The organism is Actinomycetota bacterium, assembly GCA_030019255.1.
GTDB lineage: Bacteria > Actinomycetota > Geothermincolia > Geothermincolales > RBG-13-55-18 > Solincola_A.
Window position 1 is genome coordinate 245,491 of record JASEFK010000003.1, and the last position, 19,364, is coordinate 264,854.

General features: G+C 62.6%; 15 protein-coding genes. 7 read left to right on the forward strand and 8 right to left on the reverse strand.

The annotated features are described in order from the left end of the window. Positions 1 to 95: 95 nt before the first annotated feature. From QME84_04060 to QME84_04075, 4 genes are all read right to left on the reverse strand, one after another. Positions 96 to 872, reverse strand: a complete 777-nt coding sequence (locus QME84_04060) for an enoyl-CoA hydratase-related protein (protein ID MDI6873443.1) — start codon at positions 870 to 872, stop codon at positions 96 to 98. Positions 873 to 950: 78 nt separating this feature from the next. Next, positions 951 to 1,433, reverse strand: coding sequence for a Zn-ribbon domain-containing OB-fold protein (locus QME84_04065; protein MDI6873444.1), 483 nt, complete (start codon positions 1,431 to 1,433; stop codon positions 951 to 953). Between the two features lie 21 nt (positions 1,434 to 1,454). Continuing rightward, a complete protein-coding gene (locus QME84_04070; protein MDI6873445.1) occupies positions 1,455 to 2,030 on the reverse strand; it encodes a TetR/AcrR family transcriptional regulator in 576 nt (191 codons plus the stop codon). Positions 2,031 to 2,825: 795 nt separating this feature from the next. Next, positions 2,826 to 4,013: an FAD-dependent monooxygenase gene (locus QME84_04075; GenBank protein MDI6873446.1), complete on the reverse strand. Its 1,188-nt coding sequence runs from the start codon at positions 4,011 to 4,013 to the stop codon at positions 2,826 to 2,828. A 531-nt stretch (positions 4,014 to 4,544) separates the two neighbouring features. Between QME84_04075 and QME84_04080 the strand changes: the two genes are divergently transcribed. After that, complete coding sequence (locus QME84_04080; GenBank protein MDI6873447.1) at positions 4,545 to 5,738, forward strand: alpha/beta fold hydrolase; 1,194 nt, start codon at positions 4,545 to 4,547, stop codon at positions 5,736 to 5,738. Positions 5,739 to 5,790: 52 nt separating this feature from the next. Here QME84_04080 and QME84_04085 read toward each other — a convergent pair whose 3' ends face one another. After that, positions 5,791 to 6,120 carry a hypothetical protein gene (locus QME84_04085; protein MDI6873448.1) on the reverse strand — a complete coding sequence of 110 codons (330 nt, stop codon included), beginning with the start codon at positions 6,118 to 6,120 and terminating at the stop codon, positions 5,791 to 5,793. 21 nt (positions 6,121 to 6,141) lie between these two features. Next, complete coding sequence (locus QME84_04090) at positions 6,142 to 6,915, reverse strand: exodeoxyribonuclease III (GenBank protein MDI6873449.1); 774 nt, start codon at positions 6,913 to 6,915, stop codon at positions 6,142 to 6,144. 317 nt (positions 6,916 to 7,232) lie between these two features. Between QME84_04090 and QME84_04095 the strand changes: the two genes are divergently transcribed. Both QME84_04095 and sfsA read left to right on the forward strand, forming a co-directional pair. Next, on the forward strand, positions 7,233 to 10,103 hold the full coding sequence (locus tag QME84_04095) for a PAS domain S-box protein (protein ID MDI6873450.1): 2,871 nt from the start codon (positions 7,233 to 7,235) through the stop codon (positions 10,101 to 10,103). Between the two features lie 330 nt (positions 10,104 to 10,433). Then, positions 10,434 to 11,177: a DNA/RNA nuclease SfsA gene (sfsA, locus tag QME84_04100; protein ID MDI6873451.1), complete on the forward strand. Its 744-nt coding sequence runs from the start codon at positions 10,434 to 10,436 to the stop codon at positions 11,175 to 11,177. On the opposite strand, the gene QME84_04105 is transcribed toward sfsA, so the two are convergent. Further along, positions 11,131 to 11,520 (reverse strand): PadR family transcriptional regulator, encoded by a 390-nt coding sequence (locus tag QME84_04105; protein MDI6873452.1) that lies wholly within the window; start codon positions 11,518 to 11,520, stop codon positions 11,131 to 11,133. The genes sfsA and QME84_04105 overlap by 47 nt on opposite strands. Positions 11,521 to 11,752: 232 nt before the next feature. Here QME84_04105 and QME84_04110 point away from each other — a divergent pair, with 232 nt between their 5' ends. Next, positions 11,753 to 12,091: a cupin domain-containing protein gene (locus tag QME84_04110; protein ID MDI6873453.1), complete on the forward strand. Its 339-nt coding sequence runs from the start codon at positions 11,753 to 11,755 to the stop codon at positions 12,089 to 12,091. Between the two features lie 393 nt (positions 12,092 to 12,484). After that, complete coding sequence (cooS, locus tag QME84_04115) at positions 12,485 to 14,389, forward strand: anaerobic carbon-monoxide dehydrogenase catalytic subunit (protein MDI6873454.1); 1,905 nt, start codon at positions 12,485 to 12,487, stop codon at positions 14,387 to 14,389. Positions 14,390 to 14,656: 267 nt separating this feature from the next. On the opposite strand, the gene QME84_04120 is transcribed toward cooS, so the two are convergent. Then, on the reverse strand, positions 14,657 to 14,941 hold the full coding sequence (locus tag QME84_04120) for a hypothetical protein (protein ID MDI6873455.1): 285 nt from the start codon (positions 14,939 to 14,941) through the stop codon (positions 14,657 to 14,659). 629 nt (positions 14,942 to 15,570) lie between these two features. On the opposite strand from QME84_04120, the gene QME84_04125 reads away from it, so the two are divergent. Together QME84_04125 and QME84_04130 are read left to right on the forward strand one after the other, a co-directional pair. Next, entirely contained in the window at positions 15,571 to 18,102 is a 2,532-nt protein-coding gene (locus QME84_04125; protein ID MDI6873456.1) for a pyruvate formate lyase family protein, read from the forward strand. Positions 18,103 to 18,677: 575 nt separating this feature from the next. Next, a complete protein-coding gene (locus QME84_04130; protein ID MDI6873457.1) occupies positions 18,678 to 19,025 on the forward strand; it encodes a hypothetical protein in 348 nt (115 codons plus the stop codon). Positions 19,026 to 19,364: the final 339 nt, after the last annotated feature.

The window sequence follows — 19,364 nt, forward strand, 5'->3', positions numbered from 1 at the left end:
AGTTAGCCCGCCTTTCCATTACATGCAGCCGCCGATGACCGGATGCTCGATCCCCAGGAGTGCGGTCAGGCGTATCCTCAGCATTTTCCACCCCTTCAGGATCCGTCGCCCCCGGACGCCTTTTCCAGGAATTTCCTTACATCCTCCCGGTGTTCCGGGGACATCACCCGCAGGGACTGCACGTAGGCCTCCAGGTCCAGCTGGTCGCGCAGGTCCATCCCGTAGGCCGCGTTCACGAAGCGCTTGGTGTGGGCCAGGACCTCCGGAGGCCTCCCGGCCAGCCTGCGGGCCAGCTTCATCACCTCGTCCCCTATCTCCCCGTGGGGTATCACGCGGTTCACCATCCCTATGCGCAGCGCCTCCTCGGCGTCCACGATCCGGGCGGAGAGGGCGATCTCCTTGGCCCTCACCAGCCCCACCCGCCGGGCCAGGAAGTAGGCGGAACCGAAATCGGGCACCAGGGAAAGGCGCACGAAGCTGAGGTAGAAGCGGGCCCTCTCGGTGGCGTAGGTGATGTCCGAGGCCATGGCCAGGCCGAACCCGCCGCCCACCGCCCACCCGTCCACCTCGGCGATGTAGGGCTTGGGACCCTCGTGAAGCTCGTAGATGAGCGCCCCCATGCGGCGCATGTTGCGGTTGAGGTACTCGGGTTCCATCCTCTCCCCCATGATGGTGAGGTCCGCCCCGGTGGAGAAGTTGCCCCCGTCGCCTCGGACCACGATGACCCTCACCTCGGGGTCGTCCAGGACGTGCCGCAGACCCTCCATGAGGGGCTCGATCATCTCCGCCCCCATGGCGTTCATGTTGGGGCCGCTCATTGTGCAGCGGGCCACGCCGTCTTCCACCTCGATCCTGAAGGCCTCGCTTTCCATCTTCTTCCTCCTGCCCTTTCCGCCATTTCTTGATCCGCGAACCCACCCGTCTCGTTACCCAGTAGTCATCCGCCCGGTTCACCCCTCTAGCAGGGTGAAGTGCTTCACGTCCAGCATGCTCCCGGTGCGCTCCTCCTCGAAGACCGCCTTGACCCAGGCCCCCACTTTTATACTCCGGGGATCGGTCTCCTCCAGGTAATGCAGGATGTAGGTGTCCGCCCCGTCCAGCTCGATGACCGCGTACCCGTAGGGCACCGGCTTCTTTTTGCCGGTGGAGGGATCTACGAAACTGAAGCTCACCACGGTGAAGGTGACGATCTCCCCCTCGTCGGAGACGGTCACCAGCTCGGTGAGCTCCACGAAGCTTGGTCCGCACACCCTGCGCGGGGGCACGTAGACCTTCCCGCAAAGGGGGCACCGCACCCCCACGAAGCGCTTGTTGTCCCGCAGTTCGGTGAGGAACTTGGACCCGTAAACGCCCGCCGACCAAGGGAAGGGCTGTTCCGCCTCCCTGCTCTCCAGCTTGATGAGTTCCTTCCTCTCATCGTTTATCTCCCTCACTCCCCGCCTCCGCTGCGGACCTCATCCCCTCCGTTCGCAGCCGCGCAGGATGAGGTCGAAGAATATCTCCGCTATCTCGTCGGCGTTGTACTTGCCGTCCGGGTGGAACCACACGGAGAGCCAGTTGCACATCCCGGATATGGCCCGCACGGCCATGGGCACGTCCACCTCCCGGAACTTCCCCTCCCGGATGCCCTGTTCGAGGAGCTCCCGGTAGTAGGACTCGTACTCCCGGCTCAACCCGCGGATGAAGCACTTCTTCTCCGGGGGAAGCTCTCCTTCCTCGGCCAGGTACACGGCGAAGACGTCCCCGTGGGCGGAGAACATGCTCACGTGCCAGCGGAGGAGGCGGCGCAGTTTCTCCTCCACCGTGCCCGGCTCCTCCATGATCCGCTTGGCCCCCTCCATGAGGCGCTCGGTGGCCGACTCGCAGATGGCGTAGAGCAGGTCGTGCTTGTTGTCTATGTAGTAGTAGAGAGCCGGCTTGGTGACGTTGAGCTCGGCGGCGATGTCGTCCATGGTGGTGGCCCGGTATCCCTTCTCCCGGAAGAGGCGGGCCGCCACGGCCATGATCTCCTCCCACCGCGTCTTGTTCATCTCTCCATGCCCTCCGCTTTAACGATCTTGGGTCGTCTCACCATCTCCTCGGGCTCGGACCGCTCGGTCACCCGTCACCTCGAGCCCGTCCCGAGAATCCCTTTCCTCAAGTCACCCCTCAACCGTGCCTCCCCCTTCCCCCGTCCGCCCGGCCCGCCACATCGCCCCCTCCCTCAGGCGTACAGCCCCAGGCTGGTGGCGATGATCTCGAGCATTTTCCTCGTCGAAGAAGAGCGATTTATCCACGTCCCCTCCTCGGTGCTCGCCGGCTGTTCTACCCTCTCTTTCACAGGATGCAGCTCCGTGCCCGCTTTCTGCTCCCGGTTCCAGCGGGTGGAAACAAGGCGCTCCTGTCTCTCTCCTCTCTTGCGCGGTTCCCCGGCCGAAAATCCGGCCTGACCGCCTCTTCCAGGAGCAGGAACTCCGCCGCGCCCAAGGCGAACGTTCCATCCCCATGCCCCATGGAGATATTTACTTAACGTTTGGTAAATTATTTTAAAACGCGGTTATTGTCAAGGTGCGCAAAAAGGATGCGGATGTAAAACCGGCCACCACGTTCCACCTGGACTTGGCTAGCCGATGCAGGTCGATAACGAGGGTTTTCCGCAGTCCCGCCGCCCGAAGACGGGGTAACGCCGCGGATAGTGCGCCCGCCACGCCCCACACCTTCCCCGCGACCGGACAAAGGGGAACCTACCTCCTTCCCGGATAATGCTCGGGAATCGACCCCGTTGAGGGAATGAGGAGGGAACCTCGTGGGGGACCCTCGGCAAGGGGACGAGAAGGCTCCCGGCTTCAGGAGCGGAAGTGGTAGCTGCCGTTGAGGAGGCGCCGGACGGCCACTTCCAGGAATTCCCTCTGGAGCCCGGGAGCCACGCCGCCCCGCCTCTGCCAGGCCAGGACGGCGCGAAGCAAGCGCACCACCTCCAGCGGAGAGAGGCCGGAAAGCGCTTCCCGGAATTCCGGCCGCCCCTTCCCCGCCAGCAGGGAGAGGAGGGACCATTCCCGGGCCGTCCTCTCCCGCTCCGGCTTCACTTTTTCGCGGTAGACCTCGCCCGGTGAGCCCCTCCCGTCGCCGCGGGCCGCCTCGCCCGCCAGGTAGCCGGTGGCCAGGGCGGAGGATATGCCCTCCCCCAGGGCGTTCATGAACCCGGCCGCCTCCCCCGCCACCAGTACCCGGCCGGTCCCCAGGCAGAAGCGGTTGCGCGCCGCGGGGAAGATGACCCGGCACCCCATCTCCATGGCCGGCCTCCCTCCGCCGAAGCCGAACTCCTCCCGCAGCATGGCATGGAAGGCCTGGCGCGCGGGGCGCAGCTTCCGGCCGCGCCGCACCGAGGTATCCACCACCACCAGGTCGTCCTTGGCATAGACCGCCGGGTAGACCCCGTAGTCGGCATTCAGGAACACGTGGAACACGTCTGGATCTAGGTCCACCCGGCAGGCGTGATACTCGTGCCGGGTGACGATCTCCGGAACGCCGGCGGGAAACTCGGGGTCCAGCTTCCTGGCCACGCGCGACATTCCTCCGTCGGCGGCAATGAGCACTGCCGTCCTGAGCCTTACCGTCTTGCCATTCCTTTCCAGGAGGAGCTCCACCCGATCGCTCCACTCCGCAAAATCCGAAAGGGTCGTGCCGTCCCAGACCTCCGCCCCGGACTCCCGGCACAGCCAGGCGTCGAACCTGTCTCGCCACACGTTGAGTCCCGGGACCTGTACGTCCACCCAGCGTCCCTTCGCGTAATGAAGGCGCTCCGACCGGATATGCAGCGGCCAGGCTCGGACCTCCTCGGGGATCTCGCCGTAATGGCGGGCCAGGAACTCCCGGGCCTCGGTAAAGATATAACCGGAACATGGCTTGGGCCGCGGAATTTTCTTTCTTTCCACCAGAAGGGTGCGCAGTCCGCCCTCCACCGCCGCCCGGGCGGCCGCCGCCCCGGCCGGCCCTCCCCCGACCACCACCACGTCGTAGTCCACGCCCTTCATATCCACCCCACAGTCACGTTATTCTCTTCCACCGGGGCAAGATTCCGTCACGAACTGTCTGTTTCCGACCATTACCATTATTGGCATAAAATTACACCTTCACTCCGCAGTCACCCTCCTCTCCTCCACCGTTGCGCAGCTGCGCGGGAAATCTTTCATCGCCGGCCCCTCATGTTGCAACCCATCCCCTTGAAGGCTGCCCCGGTCTCTTCCCCCGCCTCACGGCCACAGCGGAATCGGCGGGAAACCGCTCATAACCAATGGCCGTGCGCAGCCCAGGCTCCTCGCCCTAACACTTTACCATATAAACGTTGTCTCTTTGTCTGAAGAATTCCGGGTGTTGCCCTCACGGAATCTCATTCGGGCGGACCGCGGTCGGGTGGTGTAAGATATTCAGGACTGGAACTGGCGGTAGGGCCCACCGGTCGTGGGAGTGGGGTCGTCCCGTGAACCGCATTGCTTCGTCTCACGGAAGTGCGGGTGCGACCCTGATGAATCGGGCCTCGATTCGAGGGAAGGGGGAATCGCGCCATGAAAAAAGGCAGGGTGGTGAAAGGTGGACTGCTGTTTTTGGGGTGCGCCGCGGGGGCGGCTGCTATGCGCTCCTTCGCCGGGATGCCACTGCCGGAGGAGGAAACCGACTACGCGGCGAGCCTAGAAACCCGCCAGGAAACGTTGCACACTCGTGACGGAGCCGTCCTGCGCTTAAAGAGGTACGTGAAAGAGGGAGGGCAGCCGGTCATCCTGGCCCACGGGTTCACGGGAAACGGGCTGGAGTTCGACCTTCCCCACCGCCGCCAGAACCTGGCCGTGTTCCTGGCCGAAAACGGATACGACGTGTGGGTGTCCAGCTTCCGGGGTTGCGGCCGGGACCCCTACCGGAGCGAGGCGCCGCACTGGAGTCATTCCGTGGACCACCTGGCGGCCTTCGACGCCGAGGCCCTTGTCCGGGGAGTGGCAGAGGCCACCGGGAAAAGGCCCTTCTGGATAGGGCACAGCATGGGCGGTATGGTGCTCTATATGTACCTGCAGGGAGTGACCATGGAGGCGGGCCCCGACGAGGCCCTCTGCGCCGACCCGGACCTGGCCGCGGAGCGCAACCGTTCCCTGTTGGGAGGAATTGCCATCGGCAGCCCTCCGGGACTCCACCAGGGCGGCGGCGACTGGATAACCTTTCTCTCCCGTCTGCCCGCCTTCCGCGCCAACACCAGGGCCCTCATCGCCTACCTGGAGCGGATGGACCGCTCCTCTCCGTGCATCGACTTCGGCCGCCTGGGGGCCGTGTGCATTAAGACCCCCCGACTGGGGAAGCTGCTGGCCGTGCGGGGACCCGTCGCCCGTGCACTGTATAACGTGAAGAACGTGGACCCAGACGTGGGATACAGCCTGCTCCGGTGGGCTTCGGACAAGGTAACCGCCCGCATGACCATCCAGATATTGCGCCTGGGTCTGGACCCGGACTTCAGGTCCTACGACGGAACCTGGAACTACACCGCAGGGATGGAGCGCATCACCGCCCCGCTGTTCTTCATCACCGGGAGCCGGGACTTCGCGGGAGCGGACAACCTGCGCCTGCAGGGTTACGAGGCGGTATCCAGCTCCCTCAGGGATTACCGGTGCTACCCGGAATACGGACATACCGACCTGGTGATGGGGAAAAGGGTCCAAGAGGAGGTGTATCCCGAGATCCTGGAGTGGATGAGGAAGGTGGAGACCGGCAGCTGAAGCAGGCGCAGTGGCCTACGAGTCATCGGTATGAAGGTGATGGTAGTACCTGTCAGGGTTCCTCCTCTTCCTCCTCCATCCCTGGACCGGCTTCCTTCGCCTCGGCGATCCATCGGCTCAGCACCTCCACGATCTTTCGGGCCTGCTCCACGCTGGAGATGTTGAACTTGGCCTGCTGGCGGTATTCTCCTCCCATCCTCCGGTACCGTCGCAGGGTGAAGCGGTCGGGGCCGTATCCCTCCCTCGACCTCTCCCACTGGCGGTAGCGGAAAAGGACGGTGGCCCAGGTGCCGCTGGAGATGATCTCCTTGTCCAGCTCCTGGACCACCTGTACCCCGTCCTCCTCGTAGTTGATGGTCACGTCCTCGATGTCCTCGAACAAGGTCCCTCCTTCCCGTTCCCCTCACAATTCCAGCACCAGCCCCACGGGGCAGTGGTCCGAGCCCTCCACATCGGGGAGGATGAAGGCCTCCTTCACGCTGCCCTCCAGGTCGGAGCTGACGAAGAAATAATCGATGCGCCATCCCACGTTCCGCTCCCGGGCCCCGGTCTTCTGGTCCCACCAGGTGTAATGGCCGGGTTCCGAGTTGAAGAGGCGGAAGGTGTCCAGGTATCCACGCTCCACCAGGCGGTCCATCCAGGCCCGCTCTTCGGGGAGGAACCCGGAGACCTTGCTGTTCTCCTTCGGCCGGGCCAGGTCGATTTCCTTGTGGGCGGTGTTGAAGTCGCCGCCGATGACGATACCCCTGCCCTTCGCCCGCAGCGCCTCCACGTGCTCCAGGAAAGCCTCGTAGAAATCCAGCTTGTAGGCCAACCTCTCCCGCGACTGCTTCCCATTGGGGAAGTACACGTTGAAGAGAAGGAAATCCCCGTAATCGGCCGAAAGCATCCGGCCCTCCTCGTCGAACCGGGGTATACCCATGCCACCGCGAACCGCTACGGATTCCGGGCGGGAATAGATGGCCACCCCGCTGTATCCCCGCCTGCGGGGGGCGGAGAACCAGGCGCGGTAGCCCTCCACCTCGCGCAGCTCGCGCGGCAGCTGGTCCTCGTGGGCCCGGGTCTCCTGGAGGCAGAGCACGTCCGGCCGCGCGCCCAGGAACCAGCCCAGGAAGCCCTTGGCGTGGGCGGCGCGCAGCCCGTTCACGTTCCAGGAGACAAGGGTCAGCCGCGACATGCCCCTATTTTACAACGGGCAACCTTACCGTATCCGGCCCCCTCCACGCCTCCCATTCCGGAACAGGATGATAAAGGGGAAAGCATGCCTGAGATCATAGTTGAAAAGCTCCCACCCCCATCCGCCCCTTCCGCACTCCATGATCTCAAAAGGATACGGGCACGAAAATCGCTCCTCCATGGCGGGCTCGATCCCCATCCCGAAGGGAAACGCCAAGGTGTCATGCACTCCGTTAAGCCACGGGGAAAATACGGGAATCTTATAGACGGAATTCGGGTATATTCAAAGTGGAAGGGCCGTGCGGCCGGGAGGTTAAGTTGGGCGGAGGAAAGGGCGGCGCCTGTAACGGCGGGAGGAATGATCCCTCCGGAGATTCCGGGCCCACACAACAGGATCCGACGGAGGCCGGAGAACACTTCCGGGGCGGGGAGAAGGAGACCGCCTTCCCGGCCCGGGAAGTGGCCCTGGAGATCCTGGAGGCGATGCCGGAAGCCGTGGTCTGCGTGGACCGCGAGGCGCGCATCGTCTACCTCAACCAAGCCGCCGAGGAACTGTGGGGGTGCCGGGCGCGGGAGGCCTGCGGCGCGGACATGGCCGGGCTGATGGTACCCGAGGATCGACGCGAGGTATTCCGCCAGGCCTTCCGGGACATGGCCTCCAGCACCGAGGACGGGTTGCTGGGAAGGAGACACCGCTTTCCCTCCTATAGGAAGGATGGGACCCCCTTCACCGCCGAGGTCTCCCTCACCTCCTTTACCCACCGGGAAGAAAAATACTACCTGGCAGTGACCCGCGACGTGACCGAACAGCAACGGACGGAGGAATCCCTGCGCCAGCTCAGCGAGCGTTACCGCGTCCTTCACGACAATGCCCGGTTCGCCGTCTTCTCCTACGACCGGAACCTCATCCTCACCGACATGAACCAGGTGGTCACCGACCTCCTCGGGTATTCGGAGGAGGAACTGCTGGGACGCAACGTCCTCGAGCTGGGGGTCCTGCACCCCGACGACTACCCGCGGGTGACAGCGGCCATGGGGCAGCTCTTCGCCGGCCATTCCGCGACCCGGGAGGACCTGAGATTCTTCCGCAGGGACGGATCCGTCATCATCGCCCACGTGATAGGGGTCCCGTTGACGGACGAGCGGGGCGAGGTTCTCGAGATCATGAACATCGCCCACGACGTAACCGAGCAGCGGCGCTTGGAGGAGGAACTGGAGTCCCACCGACGCCGCCTGAAGGAAGAGGTGAGGGAAAGGACGCATGAGCTAGAGGAGGCCCTGAAAGGGCTGGAACGCAGCGAAAGGTATTTCCGGGCCCTGACGGAGAACACCTACGACCTCATCGCCGTCCTGGACGAGGACCTGAAGATACGCTACCTAAGCCCCTCGGTGAAGAGGGTCTCGGGGTACACGCCCGAGGAAGTCGCCGGGAGGAGCAGCCTGGATTTCATCCACCCCGAGGACGTGCCCTCGCTGGTGGACCGTTTCACCCACCAGCTGAAAAACGGCGGGGTGACGGAAAGAGCGGAATACCGCTGGCGGCATAAGGACGGCACCTACCGGTGGCAGGAGGCGGTGGCTTGCAACCTCATGGAAGACCCCGCGGTGCGGGGCATCGTGGTCAACGCCCGGGACATAACCGAGCGCCGGGAGGCGGAGACGAAGCTGCGGGAGAGCGAGGAACGTTACCGGTCGTTGGTGGAGACCTCCCCAGACGCCATCGTGGTAACCGACCTCGAAGGGAAGATAAACATGGTCAACCGCGCCGTCGTCGAAATGCTCGGCTACCGGGATCCCGAGGAGGTACTGGGTCGTAACGTCCTGGAGTTCATTTCCATCGAGGATCATGCACGGGCGGTGGAGTCCATGCGCGCCCCCACCGAAGGGGAGCAAGTGCGCCGGGAAGAATACATAATGTTGAGGAAGGACGGGGCGCGTCGCTGGGTGGAGATAAGTGCCTCCCTCCTGCACGACGCGAGCGGTAAGCCCTCCGGTTTCATCGGTATCACCCGTGATATTACCGACAGCAAGCGGATAAGGACCAATCTCGAAACGCTTAACCGGACTCTCCTAAGCCTGGGCCATGATTACATGAACAATATCTCCAACATCGTCCTCGCCGGACGGGAAATACTGGAGGCCAGGCTGGCACGTTACGGTAGGATACAGGGGGGGCGGTTCGAGGCCTTCACCTCGGAGCGTCCCGAGGATGGCCTCCTGGTGCGGGAGAACCCGGAGAATTATCTGTGTTACAGGCTCATGCAAGCCGGGTTGAACACACCGGTATCTACCAAGGACCTGGACCTCTCCCTTCTGGAAAAGGATCCCGACGCCGTCTCTATCCGGCCCCGTGAGATCCTGGCCTTTCCCGTGCACATCAAGGGCAAGCCCGTTGGATGCCTGTGTTTCTTCTTCACCGAGGAGCGGGATTTCACCGCCGCGGACATCGACATCCTGATCATGCTGGGCAGGGCCCTGGCCATCGAGGAGGACCGCTGGGAATACCAGGAAAGCCTGCGCGAGTTCGTGGACATCGCCTCCCACGAACTACGGCACCCCACCGCCCTGCTCAGTGGCTATTCCCAGCTGCTCAGGGAGCAGGGAGGGCAGATGGAGGAGGCCACCCGCGCGGAGGTCACTGAGGCTATAATTTCGGCCGCGGATCGATTGGCGGAGATCGCTGACGGCCTGGTTCACGCTTCACTCCTGGAGAGGAATCGGTTCACCATTCGGCGCAGCAGGCAGGACCTTGTAGGGCTGGCTCGCGGGACTATCTCCGAAATGGAGAAACGTTTCCCGGAAAGGAACTTTCGCCTGGCTGTGAAGGGAGTTATGGGAACCTGCTCCCTGGACCCCCTGCGTATCCATGAGCTCCTGGTTATCCTCTTGGAAAACGCGGTGAAGTTCTCACCCCCGGATACGGAGGTGGAGGTGGAGGTAGAGGTAAAAGCCGACCCCGGAGGAGTCCTGGTCTCCGTTTTGGACCGGGGCAAGGGGGTCCGGGAGGAGAACCGGGAGCGCATCTTCGAGCGCTTCTACCAGGAGGAAAAGGCGCTCTACCATTCGGAGGGCCTGGGCCTGGGGCTCTACCTGGCCCGCCGCATCGCCGAGGCCCACGGCGGGCGGATCTGGCACGAACCACGTCCGGGGGGAGGTTCCGTTTTCCGGGTTTTCATCCCCTATCTGTGATGTGCCTGCCCTCGATAGACGCGAACCGGAAACGGTGGCGGGACGTGAGAGCCGCCTACCTAGGCGCCCCGACGGGGCCGAAGGTCCGGAAACGGCAGGGTGCGTGCGGCTTCGAGCCTCGGCTTCCTGTTTCTTCCTCCTCCCGCCAACGGTCCCCCGCAGCGCAGGAGCCGGTCCGGCAAGGCCCGCGAAAAGACACGAAAGGGGCGGACGAGGACCCGTCTCGGACCTTCCGTTTCCTGGAAGTCAACGCCGGTGATACTCCCCGAGCGACGTGCCTTCGTGTTCCCGTCATGGCACCCGGAATCCGATTCGTATATCCTTGGGTCCATGGACGTCGGAAAATGGAAGGAAGGTCGGTTCCTGGAGAGGCCCAATCGCTTCCTGGCCGTGGTAGAAGTGGAGGGAGAGAGGGCGGAAGTCCACGTGCCCGACCCGGGACGGTTGAGAGAGCTCCTCCTTCCGGGCGTACGGGTGCGCCTGCGGCCCGCCTCAGGACGAGGAAGGAGCACCTCCTGGGACCTCATCGGCGTGGAAAGCCCGCAAGGATGGGTGAATATCGACTCCTGGCTCCCTAACCTCCTCTTCGCCGAAGCCGTGCGCGAGAAACGATTGGAAGAATTTAAAAGCATATCCCGCCTCACGCCCGAGTATCGCTACGGCGAGAGCGTCCTCGACTTCCTCCTGGAAGGGGGCGGCCGTCCCTGCCTGGTTGAGGTCAAGGGCTGCACCCTGGCCGTGAATGGGGTGGCCCTCTTCCCTGATGCCCCTACGGCGAGGGGAACCCGCCACCTTGAAGAGCTCATGCGGGCTACGCGGGAAGGCTACCGCGCCTGCGCCGTCTTCGTGGTCAAGCATCCCGGGGCCCGGACCTTCGCCGCCAATGCGGAGACCGATCCTGTCTTTGCCGCCGCCCTCCACCGTGCCACCTCCTCCGGGGTGGAGGTCATCCCCTACCTGGCTCCCTGGAGGGGCCGGGATATCCGCCTGGAACGCCGCCTCCCCCTGGCGGAACCGGAATCTAGGATCACACCCCTTCGTCGCAAAGTTCCAGGAAGCGCTGCAGGAGGGTGACCCTGGCCCGGATGGCCTCCACCCAGAGGGCGAGCCTTTTCCTTCCCTTCGGCGTAAGGCGGTAAACCTTCCTCTGGGGTCCCCTCTCCGCGCTCGTCCAGCGCGAGGTGACCAGGCCCTCCTCCTCCATGCGCCTCAGCCTGCGGTAGACGGCGCCCACGTCGGGCAGGGGTCCGGGCAGGGGCACCTCATCCATCTTCCGCATCAGCTGGTAACCGTGCGCCGGTCCACGGTTGAGCAGGAAAAGGATGCGCGGTTCGATGAACCTCTTCCCGGGTCCCTCCCGTATATATGCGTTTATGTCCGCGAGGATGTCGACCTGTTTCAGCTTGCTTCCGGCCAAGGTCCCTCCCCGGTCCTGAAAAGGCCTTCCACTTCACCGCCCCAACTATAATATGTCACGGACATATATTGCAAATTCCGCGCAACCCTGGGAAGGCGGTTCCCTAGATCCGCCGTTCGCTTCATCCGCCCCGGGACCGGTTGTGCCGGTGACCAATTTGGATATATGTCATTGACATACATCTACTATACACATATATTAATCGCGAACCCCTTTCAAAGGAGGTGCCCTGATGAAAGTGGTGAACGCGATGGAAGCGGAGGCCATACCCAACCCCCACGGCGTGCACGCTTCGAGGATCTACGACACCGACCACGCCCAGGCGGTACACATCCTGCTCCGGCCGGGGGAGAGCCTGAAGCGGCACGTCACCCCCGTGGACGTCTTCTTCTACGTCCTGGAAGGCGAGGGGACGGTGGAGATCGGCGAGGAAAGGAAGCGAGTAGGAAGGGATACCCTGGTGGAAAGCCCGGCCCGCATCCCCCACCGCTGGGTGAACGACGGGGAGGGGGACCTCCGTATCCTGGTGGTGAAGGTCCCGCGGCCGCGGGAGGAGACGAGGATACTGTAAGCCTGGAGCGGAACGGTTACGTGGGGCGCTGGACGTCCGCCGCAGGGTAATCACGGCGCGCATGTGACCTTCCTGGCACGCCTCCGTGGCACAGGAGGAGCAACGCTGGAACTCCACCGCCCATGCCCTTCCGGTGCTCGCGGCATGACGAACGTCCGGTGCGGCCGCAGCGTCAGCCGATAAGGGTAAAGCCGGGACCGCCATCCGCTGGGTCCAAGCCTGCCACCGGAGGGAAGGCTGGCGTCGCCGTCGTAAGGACTCGCCCCTCTTTCCCGCGGGGATGGACTGCCGCGCGTTCCCGCCGCAAAGAAAGAAGGCGTTCTCCCGTTTATCCGGCTCCCTGGCGGGGAAACATAATCGACATACATCGAGGGAAGGCAAGGAGGTAAGGACATGGAAGAGGGACGCATTTCCTACCACGAGTCGGTAAGGCGCGCCTACCGGCGCCTGAAGGAGGACGGGATCACCAACATCTGGGACCGCTACGAGGCCCAGGGCCTCGGAAGCGACCCGGACAAGAGGTGCCCCTTCTGCATGGGCGGCGTGCGCTGTGACCTGTGTTCCAACGGCCCCTGCCGTGCCGACGCCGAGAAGGATAAGCGGGGGGTGTGCGGGATCACCGCCGACGGGATGGCCATGCGCATGATGGCCCTGCGCAACGTCATGGGGGCTTCCACCTATCATTATCACACCGAGCAGACCATGAAGACCCTGCGGGCCACGGCACAGGGCAAGACCCCCTTCTCCATTACCGAGCCCGCCAAGCTGCGCGACTTTGCTTCCCGCCTGGGATTGGACGTCTCCGGCAGCGACGTAGAGGTGTCCCTGCGCCTCTGTGACTTCTGCGAGGCGGACTTCAACCGCAAGGCGGACCAGCCCAGCCTGATCGTGGAGGCCCTGGCCACCCCGGAGCGCAAGGAGATATGGAAGAAACTGGACATCTTCCCCGGCGGCATCTACGGGGAGATGATGCGGGTGACCAGCTCCTGCCTGACCAACGTGGACGGTTACTACGCCAGCTTGGCCCTCAAGGCCATGCGCATGGGCATCGCCATGGCCTACCAGAGCCAGGTGGTCAACGAGTACTGCCAGGACGTGCTCTTCGGCATCCCCCGTCCCCATCCCATGCGCGTGAACCTGGGGGTGCTCGATCCCGATTACGTCAACGTGCTTCCCAACGGTCACGAGCCCTTCCTGGGGTTCGCCATGGTCCAGCTGGCCCGCAAGCCGGAGTGGCAGGAGAAGGCCCGCGCCGCCGGCGCCAAGGGCCTGCGGGTCATCGCCAGCATCGAGACCGGCCAGGAGATGATCCAGCGCTGGACCATGGACGAGGCCTTCCACGGCTTCACCGGCAACTGGATCATGCAGGAGGCGGTGCTCTCCTCGGGCTGCGTGGACCTCTTCGCCGCGGACATGAACTGCTCTATGCCTATCGACCCCATCTACGCCGAGCGCTACCGCTTCAGGCTGGTCCCGGTGAGCGACCTAGTGGCCTTCGAGGGGGTGAACGACCGTCTGGACTACGACCCGGAGCGGGCCGAGGAACAGGCGGCGCAGCTCCTGGAGATGGCCATCGAGAACTTCAGGGTGCGGCGCGGGGCGGTGGAGCCCCTCACCGGCCAGCCGGTGGGCGAGGCGGTGGTAGGTTTTTCCACGGAGAGCATCCTGGAAGCCCTGGGCGGTTCCCTGGACCCTCTCCTCGAAGCCCTCAAGGCGGGGACTATCCGGGGGGTGGCCGGGCTGGTCTCCTGCACCACCCTGCGGGACACCGGGCAGGACGTGCACAGCGTGGCCGTGGCCAGGGAACTCATCAAGCGCGATATCCTCATCCTCTCCATGGGCTGCGGCAACGCGGCCATGCAGGTGGCCGGCCTCTGCCTGCCCCAGGCCGCGGAGCTGGCCGGCCCCGGCCTCAGGTCCCTGTGCGAGAAGCTGGGCGTGCCGCCGGTGCTGAGCTACGGGACCTGCACGGATACCGGTCGGCTGGCGGACCTCCTGGCCGCCGTCTCCTCCGCCCTGGGCGGGGTGCCCATCCCCGACCTCCCGGTGGTGGCCGCTGCCCCCGAGTACATGGAGCAGAAGGCCACCATCGACGCCGTCTTCGCCCTGGCCCTGGGTCTCTACACCTACGTGAACCCGGTGCCCACGGTGACCGGGGGGCCGAAGCTGGTGGAGCTTCTCACCTCGGGGTGCCGCGAACTCACCGGCGGGCAGCTGCACCTGGAGAAGGACCCCGTGGAGGCCGCCGAGGGCATGCTCTCCCACATAGAGGAAAAGCGCAAGGCACTGGGAATCTGAGCCCTGAAACCCCGGATGTTCAGGCGCGGGTCGAAGGGACCCGCGCCTTTGCTTCCTCATCTCAAGACGGCCGGAGGCAGGCCTCCAGGAGCAACGTCCTCCCCGCCGGACCCTGCGCGCCGTCGATCGGAAAGCCGGGGCCCCGGAACAGGAGACCGTCCCTCCCCGATCCGGCCTGACCTCCCGTCTCCCGGGAGCGCCTCAAGCCCGCGCTCCGCAAACCCTCGTCCGGTCGGAAGGGACCGGACCCCGGCCACCGGGATGGCTTTATCCGGGGAGCTTCAGGGTCTCCACGACCTGTACCGGGACCTCCTTGTTCTTGAGGCCCGCCATGGCCGGGAAGCGGAGGGCCCGCTTCTTCCCGTCCCTGGTCCTTATGTACAGGGAGGTCTCCGAGAGCCTGGAGAGAAGCTGCATGTCCACGGGCGCGTACTTGAACCCGCTGTGCACGGAGGCCGCCTCCAGCTCCGTGAGGGGGATGGACTCCTCCCCCTTGACTTTATTCATCATGGAAAGTATTACCAGGAAGAGCCGGCAATCAGTGAAAGCCACATAGTAGTATTTTACCCCCTTCCCCTACGCCCATCCCATGGTCACCACCTGCTCACCGGGCTGCAGGAAAGGGGTAACCTTCTCCTGCATGTCCGCTTCCGTGATCTTGACCATCTCACCCTCCTTTGACTCGAGGACTTCTCATCGCCGCGCGGAAGGATCGTCATTCTTGCCGACAAGAAAAGGCAAACGTCAAACTTCTTTCCGCCGACGCCTTTTATACATTTTTTGGTTAAGAAACCAAGGTGAACCTTAGGGCCTCAGCCGAGAAAGTCGCGGGAGTCGCCGTGCTTCCTTTCGGGGAAATTCCATTTTGGGGTCACATCTTTAATCTTCCGTTGGAATGCTGAAACGGAGAAAAGACATCGGGATCCGAAGATGGAAGATGCGCCCCCAATTTTGACCCCCTAGCGCCGTTCTGGATTGCTCGGCAGGGCGTTGCCCATTAAAATATACCTGACGGGGAGAATGGCAACCAGGCGGCAGCTTGAGATTTGAAAACGAATGTACGCTTGTTCGGCCGGTGGTTGGAGAGGAACTCTTGTTTTTGCAGTAAAAATGCTCAGGAAAAGCGGGTAAGACCTTCTCATTAGCGCTACGAACAAATCCGAGAATAGGGGGTATTCATGATGACCCTGCTGCAAACGAGGGGGGTTCCATCGCAAAGGGCATTAAAGCTGAAGGAACGGCTGCTTTCCAGCCCTTATGAAATCGACATCGAGCGCGCGCGGTACTACACGAGGGTATGGAAAAGGATGGAGGATGCGCCACCCTGCATGCGCGCGGCCTGTGCCCTGCGGGAGACCTTGCAGAACATGAGGATAAGGATAGATGAAGACGAACTGCTCGTGGGGGTGAAAACCTACAAGCGATTAGCCGGCGTCATACCGGTGGAGCGAGGCGAATTCAACAGCGTACTCGAGATGGAGCTGGATCAACTGCTCTCTAGGGAGAGACGCAGGTTTCACATAACGGACGAGGAGCGCAGGGAACTGGAGGAAGAAATACTTCCCTATTGGAAAGACAAGACGGCTCGGGCCAAGAAAATAGAGCTCTGGAAAAGGGAAGGCCTATATGAAACCCCGCTCCTGGGCCCCGTCTCCCTATACCGTATCGTCAGGGCTATGGGTCTCGGAAATGCGGCCAAGATCGCTTCCCTGACGATGGGAGGCGGCATTAGGAACCTTCCGAAGGTTCCCCGCAAGCTCAGGGAATTGGCGGGGATCAGGCCCAACCTCGCCCTGACCGTCTTCGACGTGCAGGGACACCTGGTTCCGGGCCATAAAAGGGTACTGGAGATGGGCTTCGAGGGAATAGCGGACTTGGCAGCCCGGGAGCTGGAAAAACTGCAACCGGGAACCGACGACTACGAGCATCGAAGGGATTTCCTGGAAGCAACCCAAGTGGCCGCCCGGGCCGTTTGCGATTATGCCCTTCGCTACGCGGATCTCGCCGAGAGGATGGCCGCGGCGACAAACGGCAAGCGAGGGGAGGAACTTAGGCAGATCGCTGAGCGATGCAGGCAGGTACCCGCAAAACCTCCCCGGAACTTCATGGAAGCCCTACAATCCCTTTGGATGACCCAGGTGGTTTTGTGCATCAGCTACGGCATGGCCGAGATACTATCCCCAGGCCGAGTCGATCAATACTTGTACCCGTATTACCAGCAGGACCTGGATGCCGGTCGGATAACTCGAGAGAGCGCTCTTGAAGCCATCGAGGAATACTACGTTAAGCTGGGCACCTTTCTCATCATGCTGGTGGAGATCGGGAAGGATACCGCAAGCGAAATGGGAGTCGGATCCAACACGGTGACCATCGGGGGCTTGGACCGTCAAGGAAACGACGCCACCAACGAGGTTTCGCACCTCTTCCTGGAAGCCCATGAGAACTTGAGGGCCTTGGCGAACAACCTCTGCATAAGAATATCCTCCAAAACTCCCCGGGAATTCCTGAAGAAAGCCTGCGAATCCCACCGATATACCTCCGGCCACGCCTTCTTCAACGACGAGGTGATCGTGAAGGAACTCGTGGAGGACGGTTATTCGCTCGAAGACGCCAGGGATTACTCCATCGTGGGATGCGTGGAACCGACCTCCACCGGGAACAGCTTCGCCTGCACCGCGGGAAACGACATTTCCCTGGCCGGCGTGCTGGAGATGGCCTTGAACGAGGGTCGCATGCTTTTTTCCGGCCGCCGGGTTGGAGCTAAAACGCCTGATCCACGAAAGTTTACGAGCTTCGAGGACGTGAAAAGAGCGTTTGCCGAACAGCTGTCCTTTAATGTAAAGAAGCTGGTACGGGCAATTGAATTAAAGGATCAATCCTACGCCGAATCCTTTCCCAGCCCTCTTATCTCCTCAACGCTCGAGGGTTGCCTGGAAAGTGGCAAAGACATGACCAGAGGAGGGGCACGTTATAACTACGGATCCATCACCGGCAGGGGCCTGGGTACGGTGGCCAACTCCCTTGCTGCCATTCGGTGGGCCGTATTCGAGGAGAAAATTGTAACCATGGAGGAGCTTATCCAGGCACTGCGCAATAACTTCCGGGGAAGGGAAGCGCTGAGACAGAAGCTGTTGCGCATGGCCCCCAAGTACGGAAACGACGACGACCGAGTCGACGAGCTTGCCGCCTGGGTGTCCCGGTTGTTCTGTGACGAGGTGAGGAAGAACGCCTGCGGTAGGGGAGGTTTTTACCGTCCCGGTATATTCTCCTATGGAGTCCATGTGGTCGATGGCCTCTTCTTAGGCGCGACTCCCGACGGAAGACTTGCGGGAGAACCGGTATCCAACGGAATATCGCCGGCCAACGCCACGGAGTACAACGGTCCCACGGCCGTTCTTCGCTCCGCCGCGCTCTCGACATGCGCCCCCTTGAGCGACGGAACGGCCCTGAACCTTAGGCTTTCCCCGACTCTTCTGGAATCCGATGAAGGCGTGGAAAAGCTTTCCTTCCTCATCGACGGGTATTTCGTCCTGGGAGGGAGGCACGTGCAGTTCAACGTGGTGGACACGGCGACCCTGAAGGACGCCCAGGCTCACCCCGAAAAATATCCCGACCTGGTGGTGAGGGTCTCCGGTTACTGCGCTTACTTCACCGATCTAGGTAAATCCATCCAGGACGAAATAATCGCCAGAACGGAATTCTCGAATCTATAACCGCGAGTCTTCCCCGTCGCCGGATACCGGGAGGGCCGGAATTGCCATACGGGCCGTAGTCGTTAGATATTCCCGCTTCCACCAAGGACTAGAGGGGAGGCCCATCCGGGGGCAACACGGCGAGGAAAATCGATGCCCGGTCCTTCATCACCCATCGGGTAAAGAAACATCCAACCGCCCACCAAGGCCGGCATTCTCGGCAAACTCCTCGGTTCACCTACACTCCTGAGCATATCCCCACGAATTACTGTTCCATTCCCGCTTGTCCGATCGTTGGCGTATAAAATTTGAGTTGGTCTCCGAAAAGGTGGATTATCCTCGTTTTCCCACGAATGCCACTCCGACTTGAGCTAGCGCGGCATTCTTCATATCCTGACACAGCCAGGCACGATTTAGAGCTACCTGCCTGAAAACCGCACGAGTACAGGAAAATGGTCCAAGCAATACAAGGATAATCCTCCCCCGGCGCCGAAATATTTGGTAAATATAGCCATTCCAGGTACCTACTTTCGTAGGATTCCGACATCGAAGAAGGAAAGGCGACCATCCCCGTTCAGACGCCCCTGGATTAGAGCATGGTCGCCCTGGCCGAGACGGGACCCCACCCCGAGATGGTGCCCGATATCTTCCCCTGGGAGGTCTTCGGGGAGCTGGAGGAAAGATACGAGAAGACGAGGAGGAAGTATAAACGCAGAGAGGCGAGGAAGAAAGGGGGGCTCAGGAGAAAGCGGGGAAGACCGCCGCCCTGCGCAAGAAAATTCCTCGAGGTAGAGGAATACGAGCTCTCCCAGTGCGAGTCGGAGGAGCCGGGCCCGGGTGGGATGCCCGCGCATCCCTTCCTCTCCCTCCTGCGCTGCTTTCTTCTCTTCTCGCCCTCTTCTACGAGTGCGAGGGAGGCGTGGAACATATCGCGAGGGAGCTAGAGCGCAATTCCCGCTTCGCGGAAGTATGCGGCTTTACCCGTAGGGAGACTCCCAGCCCCCGCTCCCTTCGCCGCTTTGCGCGCATCATGTCCACAGAAGGCCTGTGGACCGAGGTCTCGAGACTCGCGGTCGAGCACAACCTGGTGGAGGGGGTCATCCCCCGCAACCTCTCGGTGGCGGCCATAGACACCACCCACCACGACGCCTCCGCTAAGGTGAGGGGGGGTCGGTCGCGGCCTGGCGGACCTGCCCCCGCCTCTCCTCCTGTCCCGATCCCGTCTTCACCCTTGACTGCTTCGTCGTAGACGCATCTGCCATTATTCCTGGTCTGGCGGGAAG